The organism is Novosphingobium sp. B1 (assembly GCF_900176395.1).
In the GTDB taxonomy this organism is placed as follows: Bacteria; Pseudomonadota; Alphaproteobacteria; order Sphingomonadales; family Sphingomonadaceae; genus Novosphingobium.
In genome coordinates this window covers 39536-62892 of record NZ_FWXL01000008.1, presented here as the reverse complement: position 1 = coordinate 62892, position 23357 = coordinate 39536, and the positions used below count along the sequence as shown (strand labels likewise).

At 63.4% G+C, this 23357-nt stretch carries 24 protein-coding genes; 19 read left to right on the top strand and 5 right to left on the bottom strand.

Annotated features, from left to right (window positions below; translation table 11 throughout):
- Positions 1-15: 15 nt before the first annotated feature.
- The 16 genes from B9A23_RS14835 (at position 16) to B9A23_RS14760 (ending at position 16726) form a co-directional block, all read left to right on the top strand.
- Positions 16-873 (top strand): DUF8021 domain-containing protein, encoded by an 858-nt coding sequence (locus tag B9A23_RS14835; RefSeq protein ID WP_084279877.1) that lies wholly within the window; start codon positions 16-18, stop codon positions 871-873.
- A complete protein-coding gene (locus tag B9A23_RS14830) occupies positions 873-3053 on the top strand; it encodes a PQQ-dependent dehydrogenase, methanol/ethanol family (protein WP_084279876.1) in 2181 nt (726 codons plus the stop codon). The genes B9A23_RS14835 and B9A23_RS14830 overlap by 1 nt, the downstream gene beginning before the upstream one ends.
- A 10-nt stretch (positions 3054-3063) precedes the next feature.
- Entirely contained in the window at positions 3064-3561 is a 498-nt protein-coding gene (locus B9A23_RS14825; RefSeq protein ID WP_084279875.1) for a DUF3237 domain-containing protein, read from the top strand.
- Between the two features lie 70 nt (positions 3562-3631).
- Positions 3632-5218: an FAD-binding oxidoreductase gene (locus B9A23_RS14820; RefSeq protein ID WP_084279874.1), complete on the top strand. Its 1587-nt coding sequence runs from the start codon at positions 3632-3634 to the stop codon at positions 5216-5218.
- A gap of 1 nt (position 5219) precedes the next feature.
- Positions 5220-5636 carry a c-type cytochrome gene (locus B9A23_RS14815; RefSeq protein WP_176218011.1) on the top strand — a complete coding sequence of 139 codons (417 nt, stop codon included), beginning with the start codon at positions 5220-5222 and terminating at the stop codon, positions 5634-5636.
- Positions 5636-6007, top strand: coding sequence for a hypothetical protein (locus B9A23_RS14810; RefSeq protein WP_084279872.1), 372 nt, complete (start codon positions 5636-5638; stop codon positions 6005-6007). Before B9A23_RS14815 ends, B9A23_RS14810 begins: the two co-directional genes overlap by 1 nt.
- Positions 6008-6277: 270 nt before the next feature.
- A complete protein-coding gene (locus tag B9A23_RS14805) occupies positions 6278-7060 on the top strand; it encodes a glutathione S-transferase family protein (RefSeq protein WP_084279871.1) in 783 nt (260 codons plus the stop codon).
- Positions 7057-7842 carry a glutathione S-transferase family protein gene (locus B9A23_RS14800; RefSeq protein WP_084279870.1) on the top strand — a complete coding sequence of 262 codons (786 nt, stop codon included), beginning with the start codon at positions 7057-7059 and terminating at the stop codon, positions 7840-7842. The genes B9A23_RS14805 and B9A23_RS14800 overlap by 4 nt, the downstream gene beginning before the upstream one ends.
- 3 nt (positions 7843-7845) lie before the next feature.
- A complete protein-coding gene (locus B9A23_RS14795) occupies positions 7846-9411 on the top strand; it encodes an AMP-binding protein (RefSeq protein WP_084279869.1) in 1566 nt (521 codons plus the stop codon).
- Positions 9412-9444: 33 nt separating this feature from the next.
- Positions 9445-11553, top strand: coding sequence for a PQQ-dependent dehydrogenase, methanol/ethanol family (locus B9A23_RS14790; RefSeq protein ID WP_084279868.1), 2109 nt, complete (start codon positions 9445-9447; stop codon positions 11551-11553).
- Between the two features lie 45 nt (positions 11554-11598).
- Positions 11599-13023, top strand: coding sequence for an aldehyde dehydrogenase family protein (locus tag B9A23_RS14785; RefSeq protein WP_084279867.1), 1425 nt, complete (start codon positions 11599-11601; stop codon positions 13021-13023).
- 82 nt (positions 13024-13105) lie between these two features.
- Positions 13106-13978, top strand: coding sequence for an amidohydrolase family protein (locus B9A23_RS14780; RefSeq protein ID WP_084279866.1), 873 nt, complete (start codon positions 13106-13108; stop codon positions 13976-13978).
- A gap of 22 nt (positions 13979-14000) precedes the next feature.
- The gene (locus B9A23_RS14775) at positions 14001-14462 is read left to right on the top strand and encodes a protein tyrosine phosphatase family protein (protein ID WP_084279865.1); all 462 of its coding nucleotides are present in this window, start codon (positions 14001-14003) and stop codon (positions 14460-14462) included.
- Positions 14459-15208, top strand: a complete 750-nt coding sequence (locus B9A23_RS14770) for an SDR family NAD(P)-dependent oxidoreductase (RefSeq protein ID WP_084279864.1) — start codon at positions 14459-14461, stop codon at positions 15206-15208. The genes B9A23_RS14775 and B9A23_RS14770 overlap by 4 nt, the downstream gene beginning before the upstream one ends.
- Before the next feature lie 4 nt (positions 15209-15212).
- Positions 15213-15989, top strand: coding sequence for a glutathione S-transferase family protein (locus B9A23_RS14765; protein ID WP_176218010.1), 777 nt, complete (start codon positions 15213-15215; stop codon positions 15987-15989).
- On the top strand, positions 15989-16726 hold the full coding sequence (locus tag B9A23_RS14760) for an alpha/beta fold hydrolase (protein ID WP_084279862.1): 738 nt from the start codon (positions 15989-15991) through the stop codon (positions 16724-16726). Before B9A23_RS14765 ends, B9A23_RS14760 begins: the two co-directional genes overlap by 1 nt.
- On the opposite strand, the gene B9A23_RS14755 is transcribed toward B9A23_RS14760, so the two are convergent.
- Both B9A23_RS14755 and purU read right to left on the bottom strand, forming a co-directional pair.
- The gene (locus B9A23_RS14755) at positions 16723-17124 is read right to left on the bottom strand and encodes a VOC family protein (RefSeq protein ID WP_084279861.1); all 402 of its coding nucleotides are present in this window, start codon (positions 17122-17124) and stop codon (positions 16723-16725) included. The genes B9A23_RS14760 and B9A23_RS14755 overlap by 4 nt on opposite strands.
- 75 nt (positions 17125-17199) lie before the next feature.
- The gene (gene purU, locus B9A23_RS14750) at positions 17200-18054 is read right to left on the bottom strand and encodes a formyltetrahydrofolate deformylase (protein ID WP_084279860.1); all 855 of its coding nucleotides are present in this window, start codon (positions 18052-18054) and stop codon (positions 17200-17202) included.
- A gap of 137 nt (positions 18055-18191) precedes the next feature.
- On the opposite strand from purU, the gene B9A23_RS14745 reads away from it, so the two are divergent.
- The 3 genes from B9A23_RS14745 to B9A23_RS14735 all read left to right on the top strand — a co-directional run bounded on the left by B9A23_RS14745 (position 18192) and on the right by B9A23_RS14735 (position 21232).
- The gene (locus tag B9A23_RS14745; protein WP_084279859.1) at positions 18192-19589 is read left to right on the top strand and encodes a vanillate/3-O-methylgallate O-demethylase; all 1398 of its coding nucleotides are present in this window, start codon (positions 18192-18194) and stop codon (positions 19587-19589) included.
- Between the two features lie 80 nt (positions 19590-19669).
- A complete protein-coding gene (locus tag B9A23_RS14740; protein ID WP_084279858.1) occupies positions 19670-20560 on the top strand; it encodes a methylenetetrahydrofolate reductase in 891 nt (296 codons plus the stop codon).
- 3 nt (positions 20561-20563) lie between these two features.
- The gene (locus B9A23_RS14735) at positions 20564-21232 is read left to right on the top strand and encodes an alpha/beta fold hydrolase (protein WP_084279857.1); all 669 of its coding nucleotides are present in this window, start codon (positions 20564-20566) and stop codon (positions 21230-21232) included.
- Between the two features lie 7 nt (positions 21233-21239).
- Here the strand turns inward: B9A23_RS14735 and B9A23_RS14730 are convergent, their stop codons facing one another.
- From B9A23_RS14730 to B9A23_RS14720, 3 genes are read right to left on the bottom strand one after another with little or no spacing between them, the layout of a single operon-like run.
- Positions 21240-21863: a riboflavin synthase gene (locus B9A23_RS14730; RefSeq protein ID WP_084279856.1), complete on the bottom strand. Its 624-nt coding sequence runs from the start codon at positions 21861-21863 to the stop codon at positions 21240-21242.
- Positions 21864-21875: 12 nt separating this feature from the next.
- Entirely contained in the window at positions 21876-22868 is a 993-nt protein-coding gene (gene ribD, locus B9A23_RS14725; protein ID WP_084279855.1) for a bifunctional diaminohydroxyphosphoribosylaminopyrimidine deaminase/5-amino-6-(5-phosphoribosylamino)uracil reductase RibD, read from the bottom strand.
- The gene (locus B9A23_RS14720; protein WP_084279854.1) at positions 22865-23356 is read right to left on the bottom strand and encodes a hypothetical protein; all 492 of its coding nucleotides are present in this window, start codon (positions 23354-23356) and stop codon (positions 22865-22867) included. Before B9A23_RS14720 ends, ribD begins: the two co-directional genes overlap by 4 nt.
- Position 23357 lies beyond the last annotated feature (1 nt).

Sequence of the window (23357 nt, the reverse complement as noted above, 5' to 3'; positions counted from 1 at the left end):
GCCTTGGGAGAATCGATGACCCGCGCCGCGCTCTATGCCGTTCTTGACCGGTTCCTTGCTGCCCTGAACGCGCGCGATCCCCATGCGCTCGACTGGGCGCCCAATGCGTATCACAGCGAAAACAACGTCATGCTGGATATCGGCGATGGCGTGTGGGGCACGATCGACCGGCTGGGCGATTATCAACTGCGCTTCGCCGATGTGAAGACCGGCCAGATCGGGTACTTTGGCACGGTCATCGAACCCATCGAGGAATCGGCCTTCACCCTGCGCCTGCGCGTCACTGAAGAAGGCCAGATCGCCGAGTGCGAGATGCTGATCGTCCGTCAGTCCGACAGCGGCATCAAGTTCGAGAATTGCCGCTACTGGGACAAGCCAATCCTGCACCGCGAGCCGGAGGCGCCAGCGGCCCGCGACGAGATGGTGCGGCTGTCGAACGGCTACTTCGATACGCTCCAGCGCAACGACGGAACCATCCACACGAAGTTCCACCCCGATTGCAATCGCGTGGAAAACGGCGTCCAGACAACACGCAATCCCGAATTTGCCAAGATCGTGCCGGTCTCGGCGCTGAGTTGCGAAGAGCAGTTCCGCATGGGCAACTATCGCTACGACGACGATTTGCGCGCGCGCCGCTTCCCGCTGGTCGACGAGGAACGCGGGCTGGTTCTGGCCTTCGGTTTCATCGACCATTCGGGCCGGTTGCGCGAATATCAGCTGACCGACGGCCGCACCGTGAAAAGCCCGGTCCTGCGTCCGCACAGCTTCTACATCTCTGAACTGTTCAAGATCGATCATGGCATGATCGAACAGATCGAGGCCAACTTCATCACCGTGCCCTACCGCATGCCATCTCCGTGGGACTCGCTGTGATGCGTCAGTTGCTTGCCAGTCTGGTGCTTGGTCTCGCCGCCTGCTCGCTCGGCGGTGCAACGGTTCTGACCCAAGGCGCGGGGCATGAGTGGACAAGTCCTGGCGGCGATGCTGGCAAGACGCATCATTCGCAGCTGACCGCGATCAACGCCGGGAATGTCGACGACCTCGGCCTTGCCTGGGCGGCAGACCTCGACACGTTCCGGGGGCAGGAAGCAACGCCCGTCGTGGTTGATGGCGTGCTCTACACATCCGGTACGGCTGGCCGCGCCTATGCCTTCGATGCGGCTTCGGGCAAGCCGCTCTGGCGGTTCGAGCCTGAAGTCGACATGCAGGTCAACCGCACGGTTTGCTGCGACATGGTCAATCGCGGCGTTGCCGTTGCGCGGGGCAAGGTCTTCGTCGCCAGCCTCGATGGCTGGATATACGCGCTCGATGCGCGGACCGGCGCCGTCGTGTGGAAAAGCGATTTCATCGAGAACCGCGCCAAGGGCGACAACTCGACCGGCGCCCCGGAAGTGGCGGGAGATGTCGTCGTCATCGGCATGGGCGGCGCGGAATATGACGTGCGCGGCTATGTCACCGCGCTGGATCTGGACACGGGCAAGCTGCGCTGGCGCTGGCACGTTGTCCCTCATGACCCGAAGCTCGGTCCGCAGGAAACGCCTGAGCTCGAGGCGGCGCTCAAGACCTGGGATCCGAACAGCCGCTGGGACATCGGCGGCGGGGGTTCTCCGTGGGATGCGATCAACTACGATGCCGAGACTGGCCTCGTTCTTGTCGGCACCGGCAACGGCGGGCCCTATGCCACCTCGAAGCGCTCGCCTTCGGGCGGCGACAATCTCTACCTGGCCAGCCTTGTCGCGCTTGATCCGAAGACGGGGCGGATGAAGTGGCACTACCAGGAAACGCCTGGTGACAACTGGGACTTCACCGCCACCCAGCCGATGATCTTCACGCGCATGGACATCGATGGCGAAAGCCGCCCGGTGGTGCTTCACGCGCCCAAGAACGGCTATCTCTACATCCTTGACCGGCGCGATGGCAGGCTGCTGCGCGCCAATCCCATTGTCCGCACCAACTGGGCCAAGGGCATCGACCCGAAGACCGGCCGCCCTGTGCTCGACCCGGAGGCGGCAGACTACACCACCGGCCCCAAGATCGTGTTCCCGGCCACGACCGGCGCGCGCAACTGGCATCCCGCCAGCTACGATCCGGCAACCGGGCTCTACATCGGCGCAGTGCTGGATATGGGCAACCTGATCTTCATGACGCCGGGGGCCAAGCCGCTGAAGGCGCGCGGGCTGAACAACGATGCTGCGCTGATCTTCACGCCTGATGTCAAGGAAGCGCTGTCAGCATTCCCGCCCGAGTTCGGCGAGGCCGTGCGCAAGTTGCCAGCCTATCAGGAAGCCCTGAAGCAACCCGCCACCGCGCAACTTCGCGCAATCGATCCGCTTACCGGCAAGACCGTCTGGGCGGCGGATACGGCGGGATGGCAGGATCGCGGCGGCGTGCTGACCACGGCCTCGGGCCTGACGATCTACGGGGGCGTCACCGGCAAGCTGTTCGTGCGCGAGACCCGGACGGGGAAGCTCCTCAAGGAGATTGATACCGGAACGCCGATCATGGCGGCGCCGATCACCTACGAGGCCAAGGGCGTGCAATACATTGCCGTCATGGCCGGGTGGGGCGGCGGCGGCTATCCCTTCGTGCCGCGCTATTCGGCTGCCTACACGCGTGGCAACATGAACCGGCTGCTGGTGTTCAGGCTGGGCGGCGGCAAGGTGCCGATGCCGGATCTGCTGCCACCGCTGGAGGTTGCGCCCGAGGCTCCGGCGCAGGCTCCGGGCGTGACGTCAGCGACCATCGCCAGGGGGCAGGGCCTGTTCTTCGGCAACTGCGCCATCTGCCACGCCAACCAGCCGCGCTCGATTACGCCGGACTTGCGCCGCATGCAGCCGGGCACGCACGAGGCGTTCCGTCAGATCGTGCTGGAAGGGCTGCTGACGCCGAACGGCATGCCGCGCTGGGACGATATCCTTTCGCCCGGCGATGCCGATGCAATCCACGCTTACCTGATCGATCTGCAGGCCAAGACCCGCGCCGACGAACTCGCCAAGCAAAAGGCCGGCAAGCCGCTCGACGGGCCGAGCCTGACGATCCTTTCGAACTATTGAGGCGACCCAAATGGATTTTTCCACACTCGACAATCCCCGCCTCGAATTCGCCTTTGCCTGCAGGCTGCGCTTCACTCGCGTACAGATGGTGCCCGACCTGCCATCGGGCGGAATGCGCAGCGCCGTCTATGTAGACGAGGGCGAGTTCGAAGGTCCAAGGCTGAAGGGCAAGGCCGTGCCGAACTCGGGCGGCGATTATGCCTTCTTCCGCCCTGATGACACCGCCGTGTTCGACGCGCGCTACGTGCTCGAAGTCGATGACGGCACGCTGATCTACATGCAGAACAAGGGCTTCCTGTGGGGGCGCGAACCCGGCACGATGGACCGCCTGCGCGCCTGGGCCTTCGCCGGGGGCGAGCCTGTGCCGCATGCCGAGTATTACCTGCGCGCCCAGCCGACTTTCGAGACCAGCAAGGGCAAGCACGACTGGCTGACCCGTCACGTCTTCATCGGCGTGGGAGAGCGCAAGCCCGATGGCAATTACGTGAAGTACTATGCGCTGACGTGATGCTTGACGGCAAGCCGAGCGGCAGCCATAACGATAACAATTGTTATAAATAAAAGTACGGGAGAAACCGGTGAAGCTGCATCTGCCACCGCGCGTCAGTCCGAAACAGTTCCAGGCGGCGATGACCGCATTCGCCGGCGTGGTCGGGAAGGCCTGGGCCATGGATTCCGATGCTGATCGGGATGCCTATGCCGATACCTATGCACCGGGCACGACCGAGGAATGGCCTGCGTCAGCGGCGGTTGCCCCTGCCAGCGTCGAGGAAGTCCGCGCGATCGTTCGTCTTGCCAATGAGCACAAGGTGCCGCTCTGGCCTGTGGCGCGTGGCAAGAACCTCGGTTACGGCACGGCAGCGCCGCGCATGCCGGGCACTGTGGTGCTCGACCTCGGCCGGATGAACAAGGTGCTCGAGCTTGATCACAAGCTTGCCTACTGCGTTGTCGAACCGGGCGTGGGTTTCTTCGATCTCTACGACCAGATCCAGCGCGAGAAGGCGCCGCTGTGGCTGTCGGTCCCTGGCAATGCCTGGGGTTCGGTCCTTGGCAATGCGCTGGAGCACGGCATCGGCTATACCTCGTACGGCCTGCACGCACGCAACCTCTGCGGGATCGAGGCGGTGCTGCCGGACGGCGATCTCGTGCGGACCGGCATGGGCGCGATGAAGGACAATTCTGCCTGGCATCTCTTCCCGATGAGCTACGGCCCGACATGGGATCTGGCGTTCTCGCAATCGAACCTCGGGATAGTGACCAAGGCCGGCGTCTGGCTGCAGCCCGCGCCGGAAACCTCGCTCGAGATCGTCTTTGACATCCACAAGGCCGAAGACATCGGCTGGGTGATCGACACCATCGCGCCGCTCAAGATTTCCGGCCTGATCGACCAGAACGTGTTCATCCCGTCGTGGCTTGGCAAGATGGTGTTGAAGGGGCAGCGCAAGGATTTCTGGGATAAGCCCTCGGCCATTCCCGACTGGCGCGTGGATGAACTGCTGCGCGAGCACAAGCTCGGCTACTGGCAGGTCGCGCTGCGGCTCTACGGCGAGGAAGCCGTGGTCCGGGCGAGGGCTGACGTGGTCAAGGCGGCGATGAAGCGCAATCTTGCAGCGGCACCGGCCGAGCACTGGTGGCGTCAGGGCGATCCGATCGGCCAGTACGAGACGACGATGGGCGTGCCTTCGGCCGTGCCCTTGCAGATGTCGGACTGGATCGGCGGGCGTGGCGCGCACATGGGCTTCTCGCCCGTTGTCCCGGCGACGGGCAGGCATGTGCTCGACCAGATGGCCCGCAGCCGCAAGATCATCGCTGATTTCGATGTCGATTTCTATGCCAGCTTCACCATCGGCGGGCGCTTTGCCAATAACGTCAACATGCTGATGTACGATCGCGATGACGCTGCCCAGGTCGTGAAGATGCGCAAGCTGTTCGATGCCCTGATCTCCGAGACGGCCAAGGCCGGCTACGCCGAATATCGCACGCATCTGGGCTGGATGGATCCCGTCATGGAAACGTTCGATTTCAACGATCATGCGCTGCGCCGCTTCGATGAAAAGGTGAAGTCGGCGCTCGATCCCAATGGCATCATTGCGCCGGGCAAGCAGGGGGTGTGGCCCGCTGCCTACGCCGATCAGCGCGGCAAGGCCTGGAAGGAGGGCCAGTGACATGACGAATGACGTGAGGCGTGTCCTTCTCGGTGTTGCCCTTGTCGCCGTGGGTGCCGCAGCTTATGCCGCGCCTCCTGCAGGCGGGCCGCCCCCGATGCCGCCGTATATGCTGCGCCCGGTTGCACCCCAGGGAGATCGGCTCAAGCCAGGCGGCGACGGGAAGGTGCTGTTCGAGGTGCACTGCGGCTATTGCCACCTCGCTGGCGGCATGGGCACGAACCTGCTGACGAAGCAGCAGATGATGGCCGGCAATTCCCCGGATCAGGGGCTGCTTGCCAACCGCACGGATCTCACGCGCGATTACGTGAAAACCGTGGTGCGCATGGGCAAGGGTGCCATGCCGCAGCAGACGAAGGTTGACCTGACCGATCCCGAACTTGAAGCGGTTGCAATCTATCTCGGAAAGGCCGGGTGATGCGCCTGACCCGACGCACCATGCTCAAGGGCGGCGCGCTGGTCGGATCGGCGGCTGCGAGCCCCGCGATTGCGAGCGCCGCCGTCTTAACTGCGCCCGTTGTCGTCTTCGACAGCCGCATCCCGGAATCTTCGGCCTTTGCCGCCACAGCCTTTGCCGCGCCAGGCATCGACATCGCTTCCGGGCTAGTCAGTGCTCGCAAATCCATCGGAAAGGCGCAGATCGTGGCGGGTCTCACACGCTGGAGCGATTGGACGGTGATACGAGGTCTGCTTGAGGCGCAGGGTTTGCGACTCAAGGAAGAAGTGCGCCAGGCATCGCCGATCTCAGGCCGGACGCATCTTTTCCGCTGGACGATGGCGGCGCGCTGATCCCTCGCGCTTCCCGCCCAGGAGAGAAAGGGGCGCGCCTTCCAGCAAGGCGTGCCCTTTTTGCCACCACACACCGTTGCACGCCGTGAAATCCATCCGGTCACAGCCGTGCACTTTGCGTGATCGCCGCATAGCCGTGCGCCCACAAATATCGAACAGGCGGGCTTGACCCATGCTCTCGGGCATTTAGTATGTGTTACTAACAAATTCCGCACAAAGCGGAATCGGGAGAGAGGCTTTGCAACTTATGGCGCAGCAGACGGGCAGCGAATGGACGCGGTAACTCTCTATCACTGGGAGCCCAACGCCAATTCTGGCAAGCCGATGCTCGCGCTGATGGAAAAGGGCGTGCCGTTTTCCAGCCATTACATCGACATGCTGCAGTTCGATCAGCACAAGCCGGAATATCTCGCGATCAACCCGCAAGGCACGATCCCGGCGATGACGCACAATGCCGATGGTCAAAGGCGCGTGCTGACCGAAAGCACGGCGATCATGGAATACGTCAACGACCGGTTTGACGGGCCTGACCTCATGCCGGCAGATGCGCAGGACCGCTGGCGCGTGCGCTGGTGGATGAAGTTCATGGACCAATGGCTCGGCCCCAGCTTCTCGATGATCGGGTGGAGCGTTTTCGTGGGGCCCATGGTGCGCCAGCGCGATCCCGCCGAACTGGCCGCTGCGATCGACCGCATCCCCCTGCCCGAGCGTCGCGTTGCCTGGCGCAAGGCAATCAATGGTGATTTCTCGGAAAGCGAGATGGCCGAGAGCCGCCGGCGGGTGGGGCTTGGCATTGCCAAGCTTGAAGAGGAACTCGGCAAGCGCCCCTATGTCGGATCGAACCAGTACAGTCTGGCTGACATCAACATCTTCAACAGCACCTATTCGCTGCCGTTGTCGCAGCCCGATCTGGCTGGCAAGGACAAGACGCCGAACATCATGCGCTGGCTCAAGCGGGTCTACATGCGTGATGCGGTCAAGAAGACCTGGGCCATGGGCAAGACGGACCTCGCCAATCGTTATGGGCTGATCATGGCGGAGATCGAGGCATGAGTGCGGTGCTCTACCATGGCGAGCCCAATGGCGCTTCGCTGACCGTGCTGGCCGCGCTGGCGCAATCGGGCCTCGACATCGAATGCCGCAGCATCGACCTTCTGGCGGGCGAACGCCACGCGCTTCCTGACATTGCCGATCCCATCGCGCTCGATCTGTGCATAGAGGGCGAGGGTCCGGTGCTGGTGATCGGTGGCGAGGCGATGACCGAGTCCGTGTTCCTGGCGCAGTATTTTGACGAGGCGGCGGACGGTGCAGGGCTGCAGCCGGCTGACGCCTATGCGCGCTGGGAAATGATGATGTGGTGCCGCCAGATCACTGAGCGCCTCTCGCCCGCCGCCGCGCTGCTGGGCAATCTCGCCACCTCGCAGCACGCTATTGCCGCGATCCCGGCAGATGGCTTCGCGACGCTGTCGGCACGCATTGTATCAGACGACTTGCGTCAGCGCTGGCAGGCGCTGAACGATGATGTCGTCGATGCCGCGCAAGTGGCTGATAGCGAAACCAAGGTCACCGCCGCCGTCGAGCGCTGCGAGAAGCAATTGAGCGATGGCCGTGACTGGCTGATGGGCGTCTTCTCTATCGCCGATCTTGTCACCTATTCATGGCTGGCCGGAATGCAGATCCTGCGACCGGATGCCTTCGCCGCCGCACCCCGCACCACCGCGTGGCTTGCCCGCACAGCAGACCAGCCCTGCGTGACGGCGGCGCTTGGCAGATCGACCGTTTCCGAACCGCTCCGCGCCTGGGCGCCGGGGCCAGAAATCAACCGTTGGGGATAACCAATGCGCGCCATCGACTACTTTGACCGCGGCCATGATCGCGATCCGCAGCGTCTCGCCATCGTCGACACCGAAACCGGCCTCAAGCTGACTTTTGCCGAGACCAAGGCCCTTTCCGAACGCATCGCCGCAGCTCTCCAGAAGGGTGGTTTCGAGAACCAGGATTGCCTGGGCCTCTATGGGCCGAACGATGGCATGCTGCTCGTCGTGTTGCTGGCCATGTGGCGTGCCAACGGCAAGTGGATTCCGGTCAATACCCGCAACGCCATCGACGCCAACGCTGCCTACATCAACTACGTGCGCCTCAAGTGGCTGGTCTATCACTCGTCCAAGGCTGACGAGGTGCAGCAGCTCAAGGACCTGTGCCCCACGCTCCAGCACTTCGTCTGCCTCGACAAGCGCATGGGCGATGACCCGAGCCTTGATGAGTTCATTGCGGGCGTGAGCGAGGCCGATTTCGTCGAGCCCGAGATCGACGCGTTCGGCAACCTGATGGACATGGTCGGCATCTTCCCGACCGGTGGCACAACTGGTCCCTCGAAGGGCGCGAACGTCACCAACCTCGGCTGGGGCACCATGATCGAGACCGCCGCCGACGGCATGGGCGGGCGCACCGATTCTCCCGTGGCGCTGGTCTCTGCGCCGATTACCCACGCTGCGGGGCCGATTGCGCTTTCGACATTGAGCCTTGGTGCCACGCAGGTGATCCTGCCCGGCTTCGATGCCGAGCGCGTGCTGCGCACCATCGCGGAGTACAAGGTCACCCACATGTACCTGCCGCCGACCGCGCTCTACCAGCTGCTCGCATCGCCGGAACTGGGCGACCATGACTACTCGTCCTTGCGCATCTTCATCCTCGTCGGCTCGCCCTGCAGCCCGGAGAAGCTGCGCCAGGCAGTCGAGGTGTTCGGCCCGGCGATGTGTCAGTCCTATGGTCAGGTCGAGTGCCCGATGATCGTGGCATGGTTCCCGCCCGAAGACGTCGCGAGGTTCGCCACCTCCGCGCCTGAAAAGCTGGCGGCCTGCGGCAAGCCGACCCGCTCGATCAAGGTCGCGCTGCTCGACGACGATGGCCGGGAAGTTCCGCTGGGCGAAGCGGGCGAGATCTGCGTGCGGGGCGCGCTGGTCACCCATTCCTATTTCGAGACGCCCGAGGAAACCGCCGAGATCCGCAAGTTCGGCTGGCACCATACCGGTGACGTCGGCAAGTTCGACAAGGACGGCTACCTCTACATCGTCGACCGCAAGAAGGACATGGTCGTCTCCGGCGGCTTCAATGTCTTCACCGCCGAGGTTGAGGCAGCGGTGACGGAACTGGCGCAAGTGCGCGAGGCCTGCGTGTTCGGCATTCCGCACGAGAAGTGGGGCGAGCAGGTCCATGCAGTGGTCGTGGCCGATGGCATCACCGAGGCCGAGATCATTGCCTATGCGAAGGATCGCCTCGGCGGGGTGAAGGCGCCGAAATCTGTCACGTTTATCGACTCGATTCCGCGCACCGCAGCGGGCAAGATGGACAAGAAGGCGCTGCGGGTTCCCTATTGGGGCAACGCCGATCGTATGGTCAACTGATCCGCAAAACGGACAGTCGGGAGAGAGCTGGATATGCGTTTCAAGGTCCTGGGACTGATGGCCGCACTGCTGCCGCTGGCGGCATGCAACATCAAGAGCGACGGCGGCGGTGCTGGCGTCGCCACCGCGGGCGTTACCGATGCGATGATCGCGCAAGTGCCGGAAGGCGAGTGGCTGAGCTATGGCCGCGACTATGGCGAGCAGCGCTTCTCCCCGCTGACGCAGGTGAACGACAGCAACGTCGGCCAGCTCGGCCTCGCCTGGTTCCACGACCTTGAGACCGCACGCGGGCAGGAAGCCACGCCGCTGATGCATGACGGTACGCTCTACATTTCGACCGCGTGGTCGATGGTAAAGGCGTTCGATGCCAAGACCGGCGCGCTCAAGTGGTCCTACGATCCCGGAGTGCCGCGCGAGACGCTGATCCGCGCCTGTTGCGATGCCGTCAACCGCGGCGTGGCGCTCTATGGCGACAAGGTCTTCGTCGGAACGCTGGACGGCCGCCTCGTCGCGCTCGATCAGAAGACCGGCAAGCCCGTGTGGTCGAAGGTCGTGGTGCCCAACCAGCAGGACTATACCATCACCGGAGCGCCGCGCGTGGTGAAAGGCAAGGTCCTGATCGGTAGCGGCGGTTCGGAATACAAGGCGCGCGGATATATCGCGGCCTACGACGTCAACACCGGCAACGAAGTGTGGAAGTTTCACACCGTCCCCGGCAACCCCGCCGATGGCTTCGAGAACAAGGCTATGGAAAACGCCGCCAAGACCTGGGCTGGCGAATGGTGGAAGCTGGGCGGTGGCGGCACCGTGTGGGATTCGATCACTTATGATCCCACCACCAACCTCGTCCTGTTCGGCACCGGCAATGCCGAGCCGTGGAACCCGGCCGCCGCGGGCCGTGAAGGTGACAGCCTCTATACCTCCTCGATTGTTGCGGTGAACGCCGACACTGGCGAATACGCCTGGCACTTCCAGGAAACCCCGGAAGACCGCTGGGACTTCGACTCCGCCCAGCAGATCACTCTGGCTGATCTCAACATCGGCGGACAGCAGCGCCACGTCGTGCTGCACGCGCCCAAGAACGGCCACGTCTACGTGCTCGATGCCAAGACCGGCCAGTTCATCTCGGCAACGCCCTTCGTCATGGTCAACTGGGCGACGGGCATCGATCCCAACACCGGCAAGGCGACGGTTAATCCCGCCGCACGCTATGAAAAGGGCGCGCCCTTCGTCAGTCTTCCGGGTGCAGTCGGCGCGCACTCGTGGCAGCCGCAGAGCTTCAGCCCCAAGACCGGCCTGCTCTATCTGCCGGTGAACAACGCTGCATTCCCCTATGCCGCCGCAAAGGACTGGAAGGCCACCGACATCGGCTTCCAGACCGGGCTTGATGGCTATGTCACGGCGATGCCGGCAGACGCCAAGGCCCGCTCTGCCGCGATGAGCGCAACTACTGGCACACTCGTCGCGTGGGACCCGGTTGCGAAGAAGGCCGCGTGGAAGGTCGAACTGCCCAGCCCGTCAAACGGCGGTATTCTCTCGACCGCTGGCAACCTCGTGTTCCAGGGCACCGCGGGCGGTGACTTCGTTGCCTACAGCGCCGACAAGGGCAAGCAGCTCTGGTCGTTCCCGGCGCAGAGCGGCATCCTTGCCGCGCCGATGACCTATTCGATCGACGGCGAACAGTACGTCGCGGTCATGGTCGGCTGGGGTGGCGTGTGGGATGTTGCCACCGGCGTATTGGCCCACAAGGCCAAGAAGCAGCGCAACATCAGCCGCCTCGTCGTTTTCAAGCTAGGCGGCAAGGCCACGCTGCCCGCCGCACCGCCAATGGCGAAGATGGTGTTGGACCCGCCACCGTTCACCGGCACGGCCGAGCAGGCCAAGGCTGGGGGCGAACTCTATGGCCGTTATTGCAATGTCTGCCACGGCGATGCTGCGGTCGCCGGCGGGGTCAACCCGGACCTGCGCCACTCTGCCGCGCTCAACGCGCCCGAAGCGATCCGCTCGGTCGTGATCGACGGTGCGCTGCAGCACAACGGCATGGTCTCGTTCAAGTCGGCCCTGAAGCCGGAAGATGCGGACAACATTCGCCAGTATCTGATCAAGCGCGCCAACGAGGACAAGGCTCTGGAAGCACGCTGACAAGAATGCTATGACCCATAGCAATCATAACGAGTGGAGAGATTCATGACGCATCTTTATCCCAATCTGATCAATGGCGAACTGGTCACGACCGCAGAGTCGCTCGAAGTCGTAAACCCGGCGAACGAACAAGTCATCGGGCGGGTCCCCGCATGCGGTGCCGAGGAACTCGACCGCGCAGTCGCTGCGGCGCGGGCTGCCTTCAAGACCTGGTCCAAGACCCCGGTCGACGATCGCCGCGCCGTAATCCGCAACATGGCGGCGGCAATCGAGGCGAACTTCGATGAACTCTATCGCCTTCTGACCAGCGAACAGGGCAAGCCGCACCATCAGGCGCAGGGTGAGATTCACGCTTGTGCCGGCATCATCAGCGCCCAGTCGACGCTCACGCTGGAAGAAACCGTCAACGAAGACAGCGACACTCGCTTCAGCCGCACTCGCCGCGTGCCGGTCGGCGTTGTCGCGGGCATCGTTCCGTGGAACTTCCCGCTGCTGATGGCGGTGCAGAAGATTGCGCCCGCGATCCTCACCGGTTGCACCATCGTGCTCAAGCCTTCGCCGTTCACGCCGCTGACCACGCTGAAGTTCGCAGAGCTGATCAAGGACATCGTGCCGGCTGGGGTCGTCAACATCATCACCGGCGAAGATGCGCTCGGCCCGATGATGACCTCGCACCCCGATATCGACAAGATCACTTTCACCGGTTCGACTGCGACCGGCAAGCGCATCATGGAAGGCGCTTCGAAGGACCTCAAGCGCATCACGCTGGAACTGGGCGGCAACGATGCCTCGATCGTCCTGCCCGATGCTGACGTCGAGAAGGTTGCCGAACAGCTCTTCTGGTCAAGCTTCACCAATGCCGGCCAGATCTGCGTCGCGGCCAAGCGTGTCTATATCCACGAGGATATCTACGACGATCTGTCCAAGGCCATCGCCGAATATGCCAAGACCGTGAAGGTCGGTGACGGGTCCGAACAGGGCACTGGCGTCGGTCCGATCCAGAACAAGAAGCAGTTCGAGCGCGTCTGCGAACTGATCCAGGATGCCAAGGAAAATGGCTACAAGTTCCTTGTCGGCGGCGATGTCGATCCTTCGGGTTCGGGCTACTATGTGCCGATCACCATCCTCGACAATCCGCCCGAGGACGCCCGCATCGTGGCGGAAGAGCAGTTCGGCCCGGTCATGCCGCTGATGAAGTTCTCGAGCGATGATGAAGTCATCGCCCGCGCCAACAATTCGGAATACGGCCTTGCTGGCGCAGTCTGGACCAAGGACACCGACCGCGGCGTGAAGATTGCCGAACAGCTCGAAACCGGCACGGTGTGGATCAACGAGTTCCTCCACCTCTCGCCCTTTGCACCATTCGGCGGCCACAAGCAGTCCGGCTTCGGTGCGGAATACGGCATCGAGGGCCTGAAGGAGTTCACCTACAGCCAGGTGATCACCGTCAAGAAGGACGCGCTGGTCTGATCCGCGCCTGAACATCGCAGGAAGCTCTGCCGTTGCGCGGCAGGGCTTCCTCGAAGCTTCTAAGAATTGAAGGAAAAGAACGGTGCCCATCGACCTTTCGAAGATCAAGGCGATCGACGTCCACGTCCATGCCGAGGTCTCGTGCCACGATCCGGAAGATCCGGTCATGGGCCAGTTCTTCGATGCGGCTTCGGCCTACTTCAAGGCTCCGCGCGAACGCCCCAAGATGCCGGAGATTGTCGAGATCTACCGCGAGCAGCAGATCGCCTTCTGCATGTTCACGGTCGATGCCGAATGCGGCATGGGCGCCAAGCGCGTGTCAAACTACGAGGTTGCCGAGATGGCGGCCAAGAACGACGACATCTGCATCGCCTTTGCCTCGATCGACCCGCACAAGGGCAAGTTCGGCGCGCGCGAGGCCCGTGATCTGATCGAGAACTTCGGCGTCAAGGGCTTCAAGTTCCACGGCATCGCCCAGAACTGCCACCCTGCCGATCGCGTCGGCTATCCGATCTACGAAGTCATCGCCGAATATGGCCTGCCCGCGATCTTCCACACCGGACACTCCGGCATGGGCACCGGCATGCGCGGCGGTGGCGGCATGCGCCTGAAATACGGCCAGCCGATGCTGGTCGATGATGTCGCGGTGGATTTCCCCGACATGAAGATCATCCTCGCCCACCCGTCTTGGCCGTGGGTGGATGAAAGCCTGTCGATGGCGCTGCACAAGGACAACGTGTTCATCGATCTGTCCGGCTGGAGCCCGAAGTACTTTGCCCCGCAGATCATCCAGTATGCCAACACGCAGCTCAAGAAGAAGATGCTTTTCGGTTCGGACTTCCCGCTGATCCACCCGCAGAAGTGGATCGATGCCGCGCTGCAGGTCGGCTTCAAGGAAGAGGTGATGCCGGGCATCATGAAGGACAACGCCGCGCGTCTGCTCGGGCTGGTCTGAGCAGAAGGCCTGAGCCTGCCCCATGGCCGATCCTGACGATATTCGAGCCTGGCAGAGGCTCGATGCTGAAGTGACCACGTCGGGTCGGATCGAGGACAAGGACGTCATGCGCCTTGCCGACCTTGGCGTGGCGCATGTCGTCAACCTCGCGCTGGAGACCCATCCCGAGGCGTTGGCCGGGGAAGGGGAGAAGCTGGCCGCGCAAGGTATAGCCTACACCCACATTCCCGTGCCCTTCGATTCACCGGGCGAGGATCACTACGCCGCTTTCTTGAAGGCAGTGGAGCAGGGGCCGAAGCCTGTCCACGTCCACTGCATCATGAACTGGCGCGTCTCGGCATTCTTCTACCGCTACAACCGCACCGTTCGCGGACTGCCCGAGGCAGAGGCGCGCGCCATGATGGAGCGGCAGTGGTCGCCCGAAGGGCACGAAAGCAAGGAAGTCTGTATCTGGGCGCAATTCATCGCAAGGGCGCCAGAGTGACCGATCTTTCGGCCAAGCACATCGTCATCACTGGCGCTTCCACCGGCATCGGGCGCGCCACCGCGTCCGTCTGCACACAAGCCGGCGCCCGTGTCACCCTGATTGCCCGCCGCGCCGATCTGCTCGAACAGGCCGCGCGCGATCTGGGCGGCAGCACCGCCTTTGCCGCGGCTGACGTTGCCGACAAGGCCGCGCTGCATGCCGCGCTGGATCAGGCGGTTGCCGCAAATGGTCCGATCGATGGCCTGTTTCTCAACGCCGGGATCGGCGGCATGTTCGCTCCCGTCGAGCAATACACCGACGAGATGTTCGATGCCGTGATGGCCGTGAACCTCAAGGGCGTGCTCTGGGCGATCCAGCATGTGCTTCCGGCCATGAAAGAGCGCGGGCAGGGCGCAATCCTCGTGACCGGCAGCCTCGCCAGCGAGCGCGGCTTGCCGATGAACGCGGGCTATGTCGCCAGCAAGCATGCGGTCCTCGGCCTGTCGCGCGCGGTAGCGAATGAAGGCGCCGAGTACGGGGTGCGCTGCAACTGCATCGTGCCCGGCCTGATCGAGACACCCATGCTCGATGGCCTGCCGCCCGAAGCCGCCTCGCAGATGGCCAGGGCCGTTCCGCAAGGCCGCACCGGCCAGCCCGAGGAGCTGGCCAAGGTCGCCGCCTTCCTCCTTTCCGACGCTGCCAGCCACGTTACTGCCCAAAGCTGGGCGGTGGATGGTGGCATGCTCGGCACCATGCGAGTCTGATCTTATGGCCCTCAAATACTACCACGCCGAACCGCTGGCGAACTCGCTCAAGTCGATGGTCCCCCTCAAGGAGAAGGGTCTCGCCTACGAGAGTATCTATGTCGACCTGCACAAGTTCGAGCAGCACCAGCCGTGGTTCACCGCGATCAATCCCGAAGGCCAGGTGCCCGTACTCGATCATGACGGCACGATCATCACCCACACCACGGTGATCAACGAATATCTCGAAGACGCATTCCCCGATGCCCAGCCTGCCGATGCGCCCCTGCGCCCGCGCGATCCAGTTGGCGCGGCGCGCATGCGCTACTGGAACAAGTTCATCGACGAGCACGTGATGAACTTCGTCTCGATGCACGGCTGGCACCGCATGGTCGGCGTGATTGCGCGGAATATCGAAAGCGGCGATTTCGAGAAACTGCTCGAAAGCATCCCACTGCCAGACCAGCGCAAGAAGTGGGCGACTGCGCGTTCAGGCTTCTCCGAAGCGGACCTCGCCAATGCCACCGCCAAGATCGAATATGCCCTTGCCAAGGTTGAAGCGCAGCTTGGGCAAACAAAGTGGTTGGCAGGTGACACCTACACTCTTGCCGACATCAACTTTTATTCGCACTGCGGCATGATGGTTGAACGCATGTTTCCCGAAATGGAAGTGGCTAGCCGCTTCCCCCGCCTGTGCGAATGGCGCGATGCCGTCACTGCGCGCCCTGCCGTGGCTGAAGCCCTGAAGAGCGAGGACCGCACGGCTCCGGGCCTGCGCACCTGGTCGGGGCATGTGCGCTGATGGCTGGTTTCGTTCTGATTCATGGTTCCTGGCATGGCGGTTGGTGTTTTGATCCCGTTGCCGAAATTCTGCGCGCCCGTGGCCACACCGTAATCGCGCCAACACTGCCTGGCATGGGCGGAACGGCAGAGGAGATGGCCGCCGTCACTCTTGACGGGTGGGGCGATTTTGCTGCGCAGCATTGCCGCGATCTCAAGGCGCAGGGCATCGGGCCAGTTGTCCTCGGCGGTCACTCGCGCGGCGGCCTCGTCGTCTCCACTGCGGCCGAGCGCGAACCCTCAGCGATGGATGCCATAGTCTATATCTGCGCGATGATGTTGCCATCGGGCATGAGCCGCGCCGAGTTCAAGGAACTCGAAGGTCCGAACCCCGCCTTCGATGCGATCATTTCCAAGGTGCACGGCGGCGTGGCGACGGTTGTCGATGCGGCGAATGCTGCACCCGTCTTTGCGCAAGTTTCGCCTTCGGATCTGGTCGAAGCCGCGATGGCAAGGCTCATGGCCGAACCGCACGCGCCACGCTCGCAGAAGATTGCCGTCACGCCCGAACGCTGGGGCAGCCTGCCGCGCACTTACGTCGAATGCACGCTCGACCGCACGATCCCCATCGAGAGCCAGCGTCGCATGATCGCCATGTCGCCCGGCGCTCACGTGGTCACGCTTGAGGCCGATCACAGCCCCTACCTGTCCAAGCCAGCAGAGCTGGCTAACGCGCTGGAGGCGGCGATCCCCGCCTAATCGGCGAAGAAGTTCAACTCCAGCAGTACGTTGTTCGGGTCTGCGGTAAAGATCTGCCGCAGACCGATAGCTTCGACCACGTTGGTCTGGTAGTCGAGCCCCAGCGCAGCCAGGCGCGCCAGCACTTCATCGTGGCCCGCGCAGTTGAGCGCAACGTGATGGATCGCGCCGGTGAGCGAACCCGGTTGCACCTCGCGGTCATAGGTGCGCGGGCAATCCACCGCGTTGATGTGCACGATGGCCTTGCCGCCGGCATCATGCATCCACTGCGCATTCTGCGGGGTAAGGGGAGGCGGGGCGTCCCGCCGTTCAAGCCCGAGCAGTGCCTTGTAGAATTCGGCCGTCTCGTCGAGCCGGTCGGTAATGATGTTGACGTGATCGAGCGCGTTGACGTGCATCTGTCCTCTCCCGCAGCAAAACGGCGGCAGAAGCATGGTGCTCCTGCCGCCGCCTGAATTCAACGCATCAAGGCGTCAGCTCTTGAACACGACGGTCTTGTTGCCGTTGACCAGTGCGCGATCTTCCAGATGGAGGCGCACCGCTTCGGCCAGCACGCGGCGCTCCACGTCGCGGCCCTTGCGCACCAGGTCTTCCGGGCTGTCGGCGTGGGTCACGGTCTCCACGTCCTGGTGGATGATCGGGCCTTCGTCGAGGTCGGCGGTCACGTAGTGGCCGGTCGCACCGATCATCTTCACGCCGCGCGCATGGGCCTGGTGATAGGGCTTTGCGCCCTTGAAGCTCGGCAGGAACGAGTGGTGGATGTTGATGCAGCGGCCCGCGAGGAAAGCGGTGAGATCATCGGACAGGATCTGCATGTAGCGCGCGAGCACCACCAGCTCCGCGCCCGTCTCGGTGACGATGCGCTTCACTTCGGCTTCCTGCTGCGGCTTGGTCTCCTTGGTGATCGGCAGGTGATAATAGGGCACATCGCCGATCAGCGAGATCGACAGGGCTTCCTTGGGATGGTTGCCGAGAATCGCGACGACCTCCATCGGCAGTTCGCCGATGCGCGTGCGGTAAAGCAGGTCGCCAAGGCAGTGGTCGAACTTGCTGACCATCAGCACGACCTTCCGCTTCACTGCGGTATCGCGCATGTTCCATTCCATGCCGTAATCGTCGGCGACCGGGGCAAATGCTGCACGGAACGCATCGACACCGGCATCGCCCGGATCGAACACCACGCGCATGAAGAACTTGCCGCTCAGCGCGTCATCGAATTGCTGCGCTTCGCGAATGTTGCCGCCAGCGTCATAGAGGTTGCCCGTTACCCGGGCCACGATCCCCGGCTTGTCCTCGCAAGACAGCGTCAGAATCAGCGATGCGCTCATCAAAATCTCTCCCGTCGTTGTCGCGCTAGGGGTGGCGCTCATCAGGCGCAACATTTCCCATTGCGAATCTCGAATGAGATTGTATGTGTTGCATACAAGTTTTTCAACCTGCCATTTCACAAGTCGGGAGAGTTACCATGGCAAAGAACCTCGAAGAGGTAATCCAGCAAGGCGGCAACGTCGTCGAGATGCTGCGCAACTCGCAGCTCGGTGCATATGTCTATCCTGTCGTCGCACCGGAATTCTCGAACTGGCGCAGCGAACAGTGGGCGTGGCAGCACAGCGCCGTCCTGTTCGACCAGTCGCACCACATGGTGAACCTCTACATCCGCGGCAAGGACTCGCTGAAGCTGCTGTCCGACACCATGATCAACAGCCCCAAGGGCTGGACGGTCAACAAGGCCAAGCAGTACGTGCCGACCACGCCTTACGGCCACGTGATCGGTGATGGCATCATCTTCTGGGAAGAAGAAGAATCGTTCACCTACGTTGGCCGCGCTCCGGCTTCGAACTGGCTGCGTTATCACGGTGCGACCGGCGGCTACGACGTCGAGATCGAACTCGATGATCGCTCGCCGATGCGCCCGATGGGCAAGCCCGTCACCCGCAAGGAATGGCGCTTCCAGATCCAGGGCCCGCAGGCTTGGAACGTGATCGAGAAGCTGCACGGCGGTCCGCTCGAACAGCTCAAGTTCTTCAACATGAGCACGATGAACATCGCCGGCAAGACCGTGCGCACGCTGCGCCACGGCATGTCGGGCGCGCCGGGCCTCGAAATCTGGGGTCCCTATGCCGAGCAGGAAGAAATCCGCGCCGCCATTCTGGAAGCTGGCAAGGAATTTGGCCTGATCGCCTGCGGCAGCCGCGCCTACCCCTCGAACACGCTGGAATCCGGCTGGATCCCGTCGCCGCTGCCCGCCATCTACACCGGCGAAAAGCTCAAGGGCTTCCGCGAATGGCTCGCCGCTGACAGCTATGAAGCGACCGGTTCGATCGGCGGCTCGTTCGTCTCCGACAACATCGAGGACTACTACCTCAATCCGTGGGAATTGGGTTACGGCAACTTCGTCAAGTTCGACCATGATTTCCATGGCCGTGAGGCGCTGGAGGCCCTGAACCCGGCCGAGCAGCGCAAGAAGGTGACGCTGGCCTGGAACCCCGAGGACATGGCGAAGATCATGGCCTCGCTGTTCAACCCCGATGGCGACCAGTACAAGTTCTTCGACACCCCGCTCGCGAACTACGCCTCGTCGAACTATGACCGCGTTGTCGATGCAGGCGGCAAGACTGTCGGTTTCTCGATGTTCACCGGCTACTCCTACAACGAGAAGCAGGCGCTCAGCCTCGCCACGATCGATCCGGAAATTCCGGTCGGCACCGAACTCCGCGTGGTGTGGGGTGAAGAGAACGGCGGTACCCGCAAGACCACCGTCGAGCCGCACAAGCAGATCGAGGTCCGCGCGATCGTCTCGCCGGTCCCCTACAGCCGCGTCGCTCGCGAAAACTACGCCGAAGGCTGGCGTACTGCCCGCTAAGGCGAACTGAACAGAACCCCGCCCGGGCCATCGCAAAGGTGGCCGGGCGGGACGTTCCATTTCCACAGAGGATCCCGAACATGGCCAAGGCATCGATCATCCATCCCAACTGGGACAAGACGCCCGACGGGATCACCGATGGTTTCAGCCTCGAGATGACCGCGAAGGATGAAGCCTCGCTGCGCGATGCCTCCCCGCTCATTCCGGCCGAAACCCCGATTGCCGTTACCTTCCTGCCGGGCGAAGATGTCGGCGCCCGCGTAGCGGCGACTATTGCAGTGCGCGAACTCGGCTTTGAGCCGATGCCCCATTTTTCCGCGCGGCGGATCACGTCCGAGGATGATTTCGAAGGTTACCTGCGCGCCGTGGTCGAACAGGCCGGGGTGACGCGCTGCTTCATCGTTGCCGGCGATCCGCCCGAGCCGGTCGGCCCCTATTTCGACACCTCCGCCCTGATCGCGACCGGCGCTTTCGAACGCTCGGGCATCAAGGCCATCGGCATCGGCGGCCACCCGGAAGGGCACCCCAACATGTCCGAGGCCGAATGCTGGGCTGTGCTCGAAAAGAAGGTCGCGGAAATCACCGCCCGCGGCATGGCCCCGCTGATCGTCACCCAGTTCGGCTTCGATCCTGATGCCTTCCTTGCCTGGCTCAAGGAATTGCGCGCGCGCGGCATCGATGCCCCGGTGCGCATCGGCGTGCCAGGGCCCGCCGGGATCAAGCGCCTGCTCGCCTTTGCCGCGCGCTGCGGTGTCGGCGCGTCGACCTCGGTGCTCAAGAAATACGGTATCTCGGTCACGAACCTGCTGGGCACCGCAGGCCCCGACAAGCTGGTCGATGCCTTTGCAAAGGGTTTAGGGCCTGAGCATGGCAAGGTGCGCCTGCACTTCTACCCCTTCGGTGGTCTGACCAAGACGCTCGAATGGATTCACGGTTACAACAGGAAGCACGGCATCGGTCAGGGAGCCTGAGCAATGACCGACTTTGTGCTGGTACACGGTGCATGGGGCGGCAGCTTCGCATGGGACCGGCTTAAGGCCGATCTCGTTGCTGCCGGCCACCGCGTTCTTTCTGCGGAGCTGACCGGGCTGGGCAAGCGCAAGGCTGAATTCCATCCCGGCATCACGCTGACCACGCACATCGATGATGTCTGTGCCCAGATCGCCACTGCCGGCTTCGACCGCTTCGTGCTGGTTGGCCATTCGTGGGGCGGCATGGTCATCACCGGCGTGGCCACGCGCCTCGGCGCGCGGATTGACGCCATCGTCTATGTCGATGCCTTCCTGCCCCAGGACGGCCAATCACTGTGGGACCTGACCGGGCAGTGGGAGCATGATCACTATATCGGCAGCCAGAAGCACAAGCCCGGTGCCGTGTCTCCGCTCCCCGGTCTCGAAAGTCCGGTCCTGTCCGATCACCCGCTGCTGACGCTGGTCGAGGCCGTGCGCTTCACCGGCGAGGAAGCGAAGATCCCCCGCCGCATCTACATATTCGCCAATGGCTGGAGCCCATCACCCTTCGGCAAGTTCGCCGAAGCCGTGCAGGACGATCCGGCGTGGGAATATCACGAGGCCGAAGCCACCCACAACGTGATGGGCGACCAGCCGGCGCAGTTGCTAAAGATCGTGCTCGGCTGCGCCTGAACGCGGCTCAGCCCTGCGAGGCCAGGCTTTGCATCCGCTTGAGATAGCGTGCCAGCACGTCGATCTCGAGGTTCACTTTCGACCCCGGCTCGAGCGCACCCATCGTGGTGACCTGCGCGGTGTGCGGGATGATGTTCAGCGCGAAATGGCACGAGCCGTCGGGCTGGTCGGCAACCTCGTTCACCGTCAGCGAAACACCGTTGACGGTGATCGAGCCCTTGGCCGCGATGTAGGGGGCCAGTTCCTGCGGGGCTGAAATGCCGAACTTCAGCGAGGCGCCATCGGGACAGATGCCGACGACTTCGCCCACCGCATCGACGTGACCGGTCACGATATGCCCGCCCAGCTCATCGCCCAGCTTCAACGCTGGCTCAAGGTTGAGCGGTGCACCGACGGTCCACTGTTCGGGCGCTGTGCGGCTGACGGTCTCGCCCGAGACGTCCACCGCGAACCAGCCTTCTCCGGCGACGCCGCCCTTGTCCACCACGGTCAGGCACACGCCCGAGCAGGCGATCGAGGCACCGATGGCGATCTTGGCCGGGTCCATCGCGCACGAGATCGTGATGTGGCGGTCGCCCTTGTCCTCGATGGCAAGGATGCTGCCGACTTCGGTGACGATCCCGGTGAACATATCAAATCTCCTTCAGCGCGCCCGCTCGTAGACGTCGAGCGCGTCGCTGCCAAGCGTCCGGCGGTCCACGTTCTGCCACCGGCCATGCGCGTGAGCCAGCGACTCCAACCCGATATCGGCGATGCAGGGCAGGCCATCGCCGATGATGATAGGAGCGCGGTAGATCAGCAGTCGGTCGACCAGATCAGCCTTGAGGAAAGCTGCGGCTGTGCGGGCTCCACCTTCCACGAACATGTGCTGGACCTGGCCGAGACCTTCGAAAACCTTCCCCTGACCTTCAAAGACCTCGATCTCGGGAATTGCGACCCAACCTTCAGGCACCTTGCCGCTTGTCAGCGCCATCCGCTGCGGACTGCGATGCTCGAGTCCGGGCAGGCGAACATCGAGTCCGGGCTGGTCGGCACGCAGCGTCCCGCCGCCGACCAGGATCGCATCGGCGCGCGAACGCTCGACATGGCAGTGCGCGCGCGCTTCGGGCCCGGTGATCCACTTGCTGGATCCGTCGGACAGCGCAATCCGCCCGTCCAGCGACGTTGCCAGCTTGAGGGTGATGTGCGGACGGCCAAACCTTGCGCGAGCGAGGTATCCCTGGAGCGAAGCCTGGGCGGCGGGGCAGGGCAGCACATCGGCCGCAATGCCCGCTGCGCGCAAGGCGGCGATACCGCGTCCCGCCGTGCGCGGATCAGGGTCCTCCACCCCGATCACCACGCGGGCCAGACCGCTATCCAGCACCAGCGACGTGCATGACGGTCCGCGCGCGCTGGCATGGGCGCACGGTTCCAGCGTGACGTAGAGAGTGGCGCCATGGGCTGCCGCCCCAGCGATGGCCAGGGCTTCCGCTTCGGCATGGGGGCGGCCACCGGACTGCGTCCAGCCACGCCCGACGACGATGCCGTCCCTGACGATCACCGCGCCAACGGCCGGATTGGGCCTGCTCAATGGCCGCCCGCGCGCCGCAACGGCGGCTGCAGCGTCGAGCCAGCTCAGGTCCTCGGCACGGCTCATTGCTGCTTGCCGGCTGCCTTCTTCATTTCGGCATCATAGACCGGATTGTCGACCATATGCTTGTCGAGCACTTCCTTGCGCGCCGCGTCGATCTTGCGCTTCAGCGCCTCGCGCTCGGCCTTGCCTTCCTCGTAGGCCTTCCTGGTCTCGACCCCGGTGGCATCCCCCACGGCCTTGTACATCTGGCGGACGCGCTCCTGGCTAGCCTCCTCCTCGGCCGCTTCGGCCTTGGCCTTTGCAGTGGCCGCCTTGTTTTCGGCAAGGATCTCGGCGTCGGTGCGGCTTTCCAGAAGGCTCGGGAAATAGGTGATTTCAGGCGGGCGAGGCAGCCCGCGGCCACCTTGCTGGGTCATCACGAAGAAGATCCCGCCTGTGACCATCGCGGCCATGATCAGCCCGACGCGGCGATATTCGCTGGGTGCGCCAATCACTTCCCACAAGTCGACGACCGCGCGGCGAGGGGAGACGTTCCTGAAAAAGCCTTTCATG

Excerpts from the sequence above, each read along its gene's own strand:
- B9A23_RS14830 (WP_084279876.1), top strand. The coding sequence starts at position 873 with ATGCGTCAGTTGCTTGCCAGTCTGGTGCTTGGTCTCGCCGCCTGCTCG.
- B9A23_RS14805 (WP_084279871.1), top strand. The coding sequence starts at position 6,278 with ATGGACGCGGTAACTCTCTATCACTGGGAGCCCAACGCCAATTCTGGC.
- B9A23_RS14735 (WP_084279857.1), top strand. The coding sequence starts at position 20,564 with ATGACCGACTTTGTGCTGGTACACGGTGCATGGGGCGGCAGCTTCGCA.
- B9A23_RS14825 (WP_084279875.1), top strand. The coding sequence starts at position 3,064 with ATGGATTTTTCCACACTCGACAATCCCCGCCTCGAATTCGCCTTTGCC.
- B9A23_RS14835 (WP_084279877.1), top strand. The coding sequence starts at position 16 with ATGACCCGCGCCGCGCTCTATGCCGTTCTTGACCGGTTCCTTGCTGCC.
- B9A23_RS14800 (WP_084279870.1), top strand. The coding sequence starts at position 7,057 with ATGAGTGCGGTGCTCTACCATGGCGAGCCCAATGGCGCTTCGCTGACC.
- B9A23_RS14760 (WP_084279862.1), top strand. The coding sequence starts at position 15,989 with ATGGCTGGTTTCGTTCTGATTCATGGTTCCTGGCATGGCGGTTGGTGT.
- B9A23_RS14765 (WP_176218010.1), top strand. The coding sequence starts at position 15,213 with ATGGCCCTCAAATACTACCACGCCGAACCGCTGGCGAACTCGCTCAAG.
- B9A23_RS14815 (WP_176218011.1), top strand. The coding sequence starts at position 5,220 with ATGACGAATGACGTGAGGCGTGTCCTTCTCGGTGTTGCCCTTGTCGCC.
- B9A23_RS14730 (WP_084279856.1), bottom strand. The coding sequence starts at position 21,863 with ATGTTCACCGGGATCGTCACCGAAGTCGGCAGCATCCTTGCCATCGAG.
- B9A23_RS14775 (WP_084279865.1), top strand. The coding sequence starts at position 14,001 with ATGGCCGATCCTGACGATATTCGAGCCTGGCAGAGGCTCGATGCTGAA.
- B9A23_RS14785 (WP_084279867.1), top strand. The coding sequence starts at position 11,599 with ATGACGCATCTTTATCCCAATCTGATCAATGGCGAACTGGTCACGACC.
- B9A23_RS14810 (WP_084279872.1), top strand. The coding sequence starts at position 5,636 with ATGCGCCTGACCCGACGCACCATGCTCAAGGGCGGCGCGCTGGTCGGA.
- B9A23_RS14790 (WP_084279868.1), top strand. The coding sequence starts at position 9,445 with ATGCGTTTCAAGGTCCTGGGACTGATGGCCGCACTGCTGCCGCTGGCG.
- B9A23_RS14755 (WP_084279861.1), bottom strand. The coding sequence starts at position 17,124 with ATGCACGTCAACGCGCTCGATCACGTCAACATCATTACCGACCGGCTC.
- purU (WP_084279860.1), bottom strand. The coding sequence starts at position 18,054 with ATGAGCGCATCGCTGATTCTGACGCTGTCTTGCGAGGACAAGCCGGGG.
- B9A23_RS14740 (WP_084279858.1), top strand. The coding sequence starts at position 19,670 with ATGGCCAAGGCATCGATCATCCATCCCAACTGGGACAAGACGCCCGAC.
- B9A23_RS14720 (WP_084279854.1), bottom strand. The coding sequence starts at position 23,356 with ATGAAAGGCTTTTTCAGGAACGTCTCCCCTCGCCGCGCGGTCGTCGAC.
- ribD (WP_084279855.1), bottom strand. The coding sequence starts at position 22,868 with ATGAGCCGTGCCGAGGACCTGAGCTGGCTCGACGCTGCAGCCGCCGTT.
- B9A23_RS14745 (WP_084279859.1), top strand. The coding sequence starts at position 18,192 with ATGGCAAAGAACCTCGAAGAGGTAATCCAGCAAGGCGGCAACGTCGTC.
- B9A23_RS14795 (WP_084279869.1), top strand. The coding sequence starts at position 7,846 with ATGCGCGCCATCGACTACTTTGACCGCGGCCATGATCGCGATCCGCAG.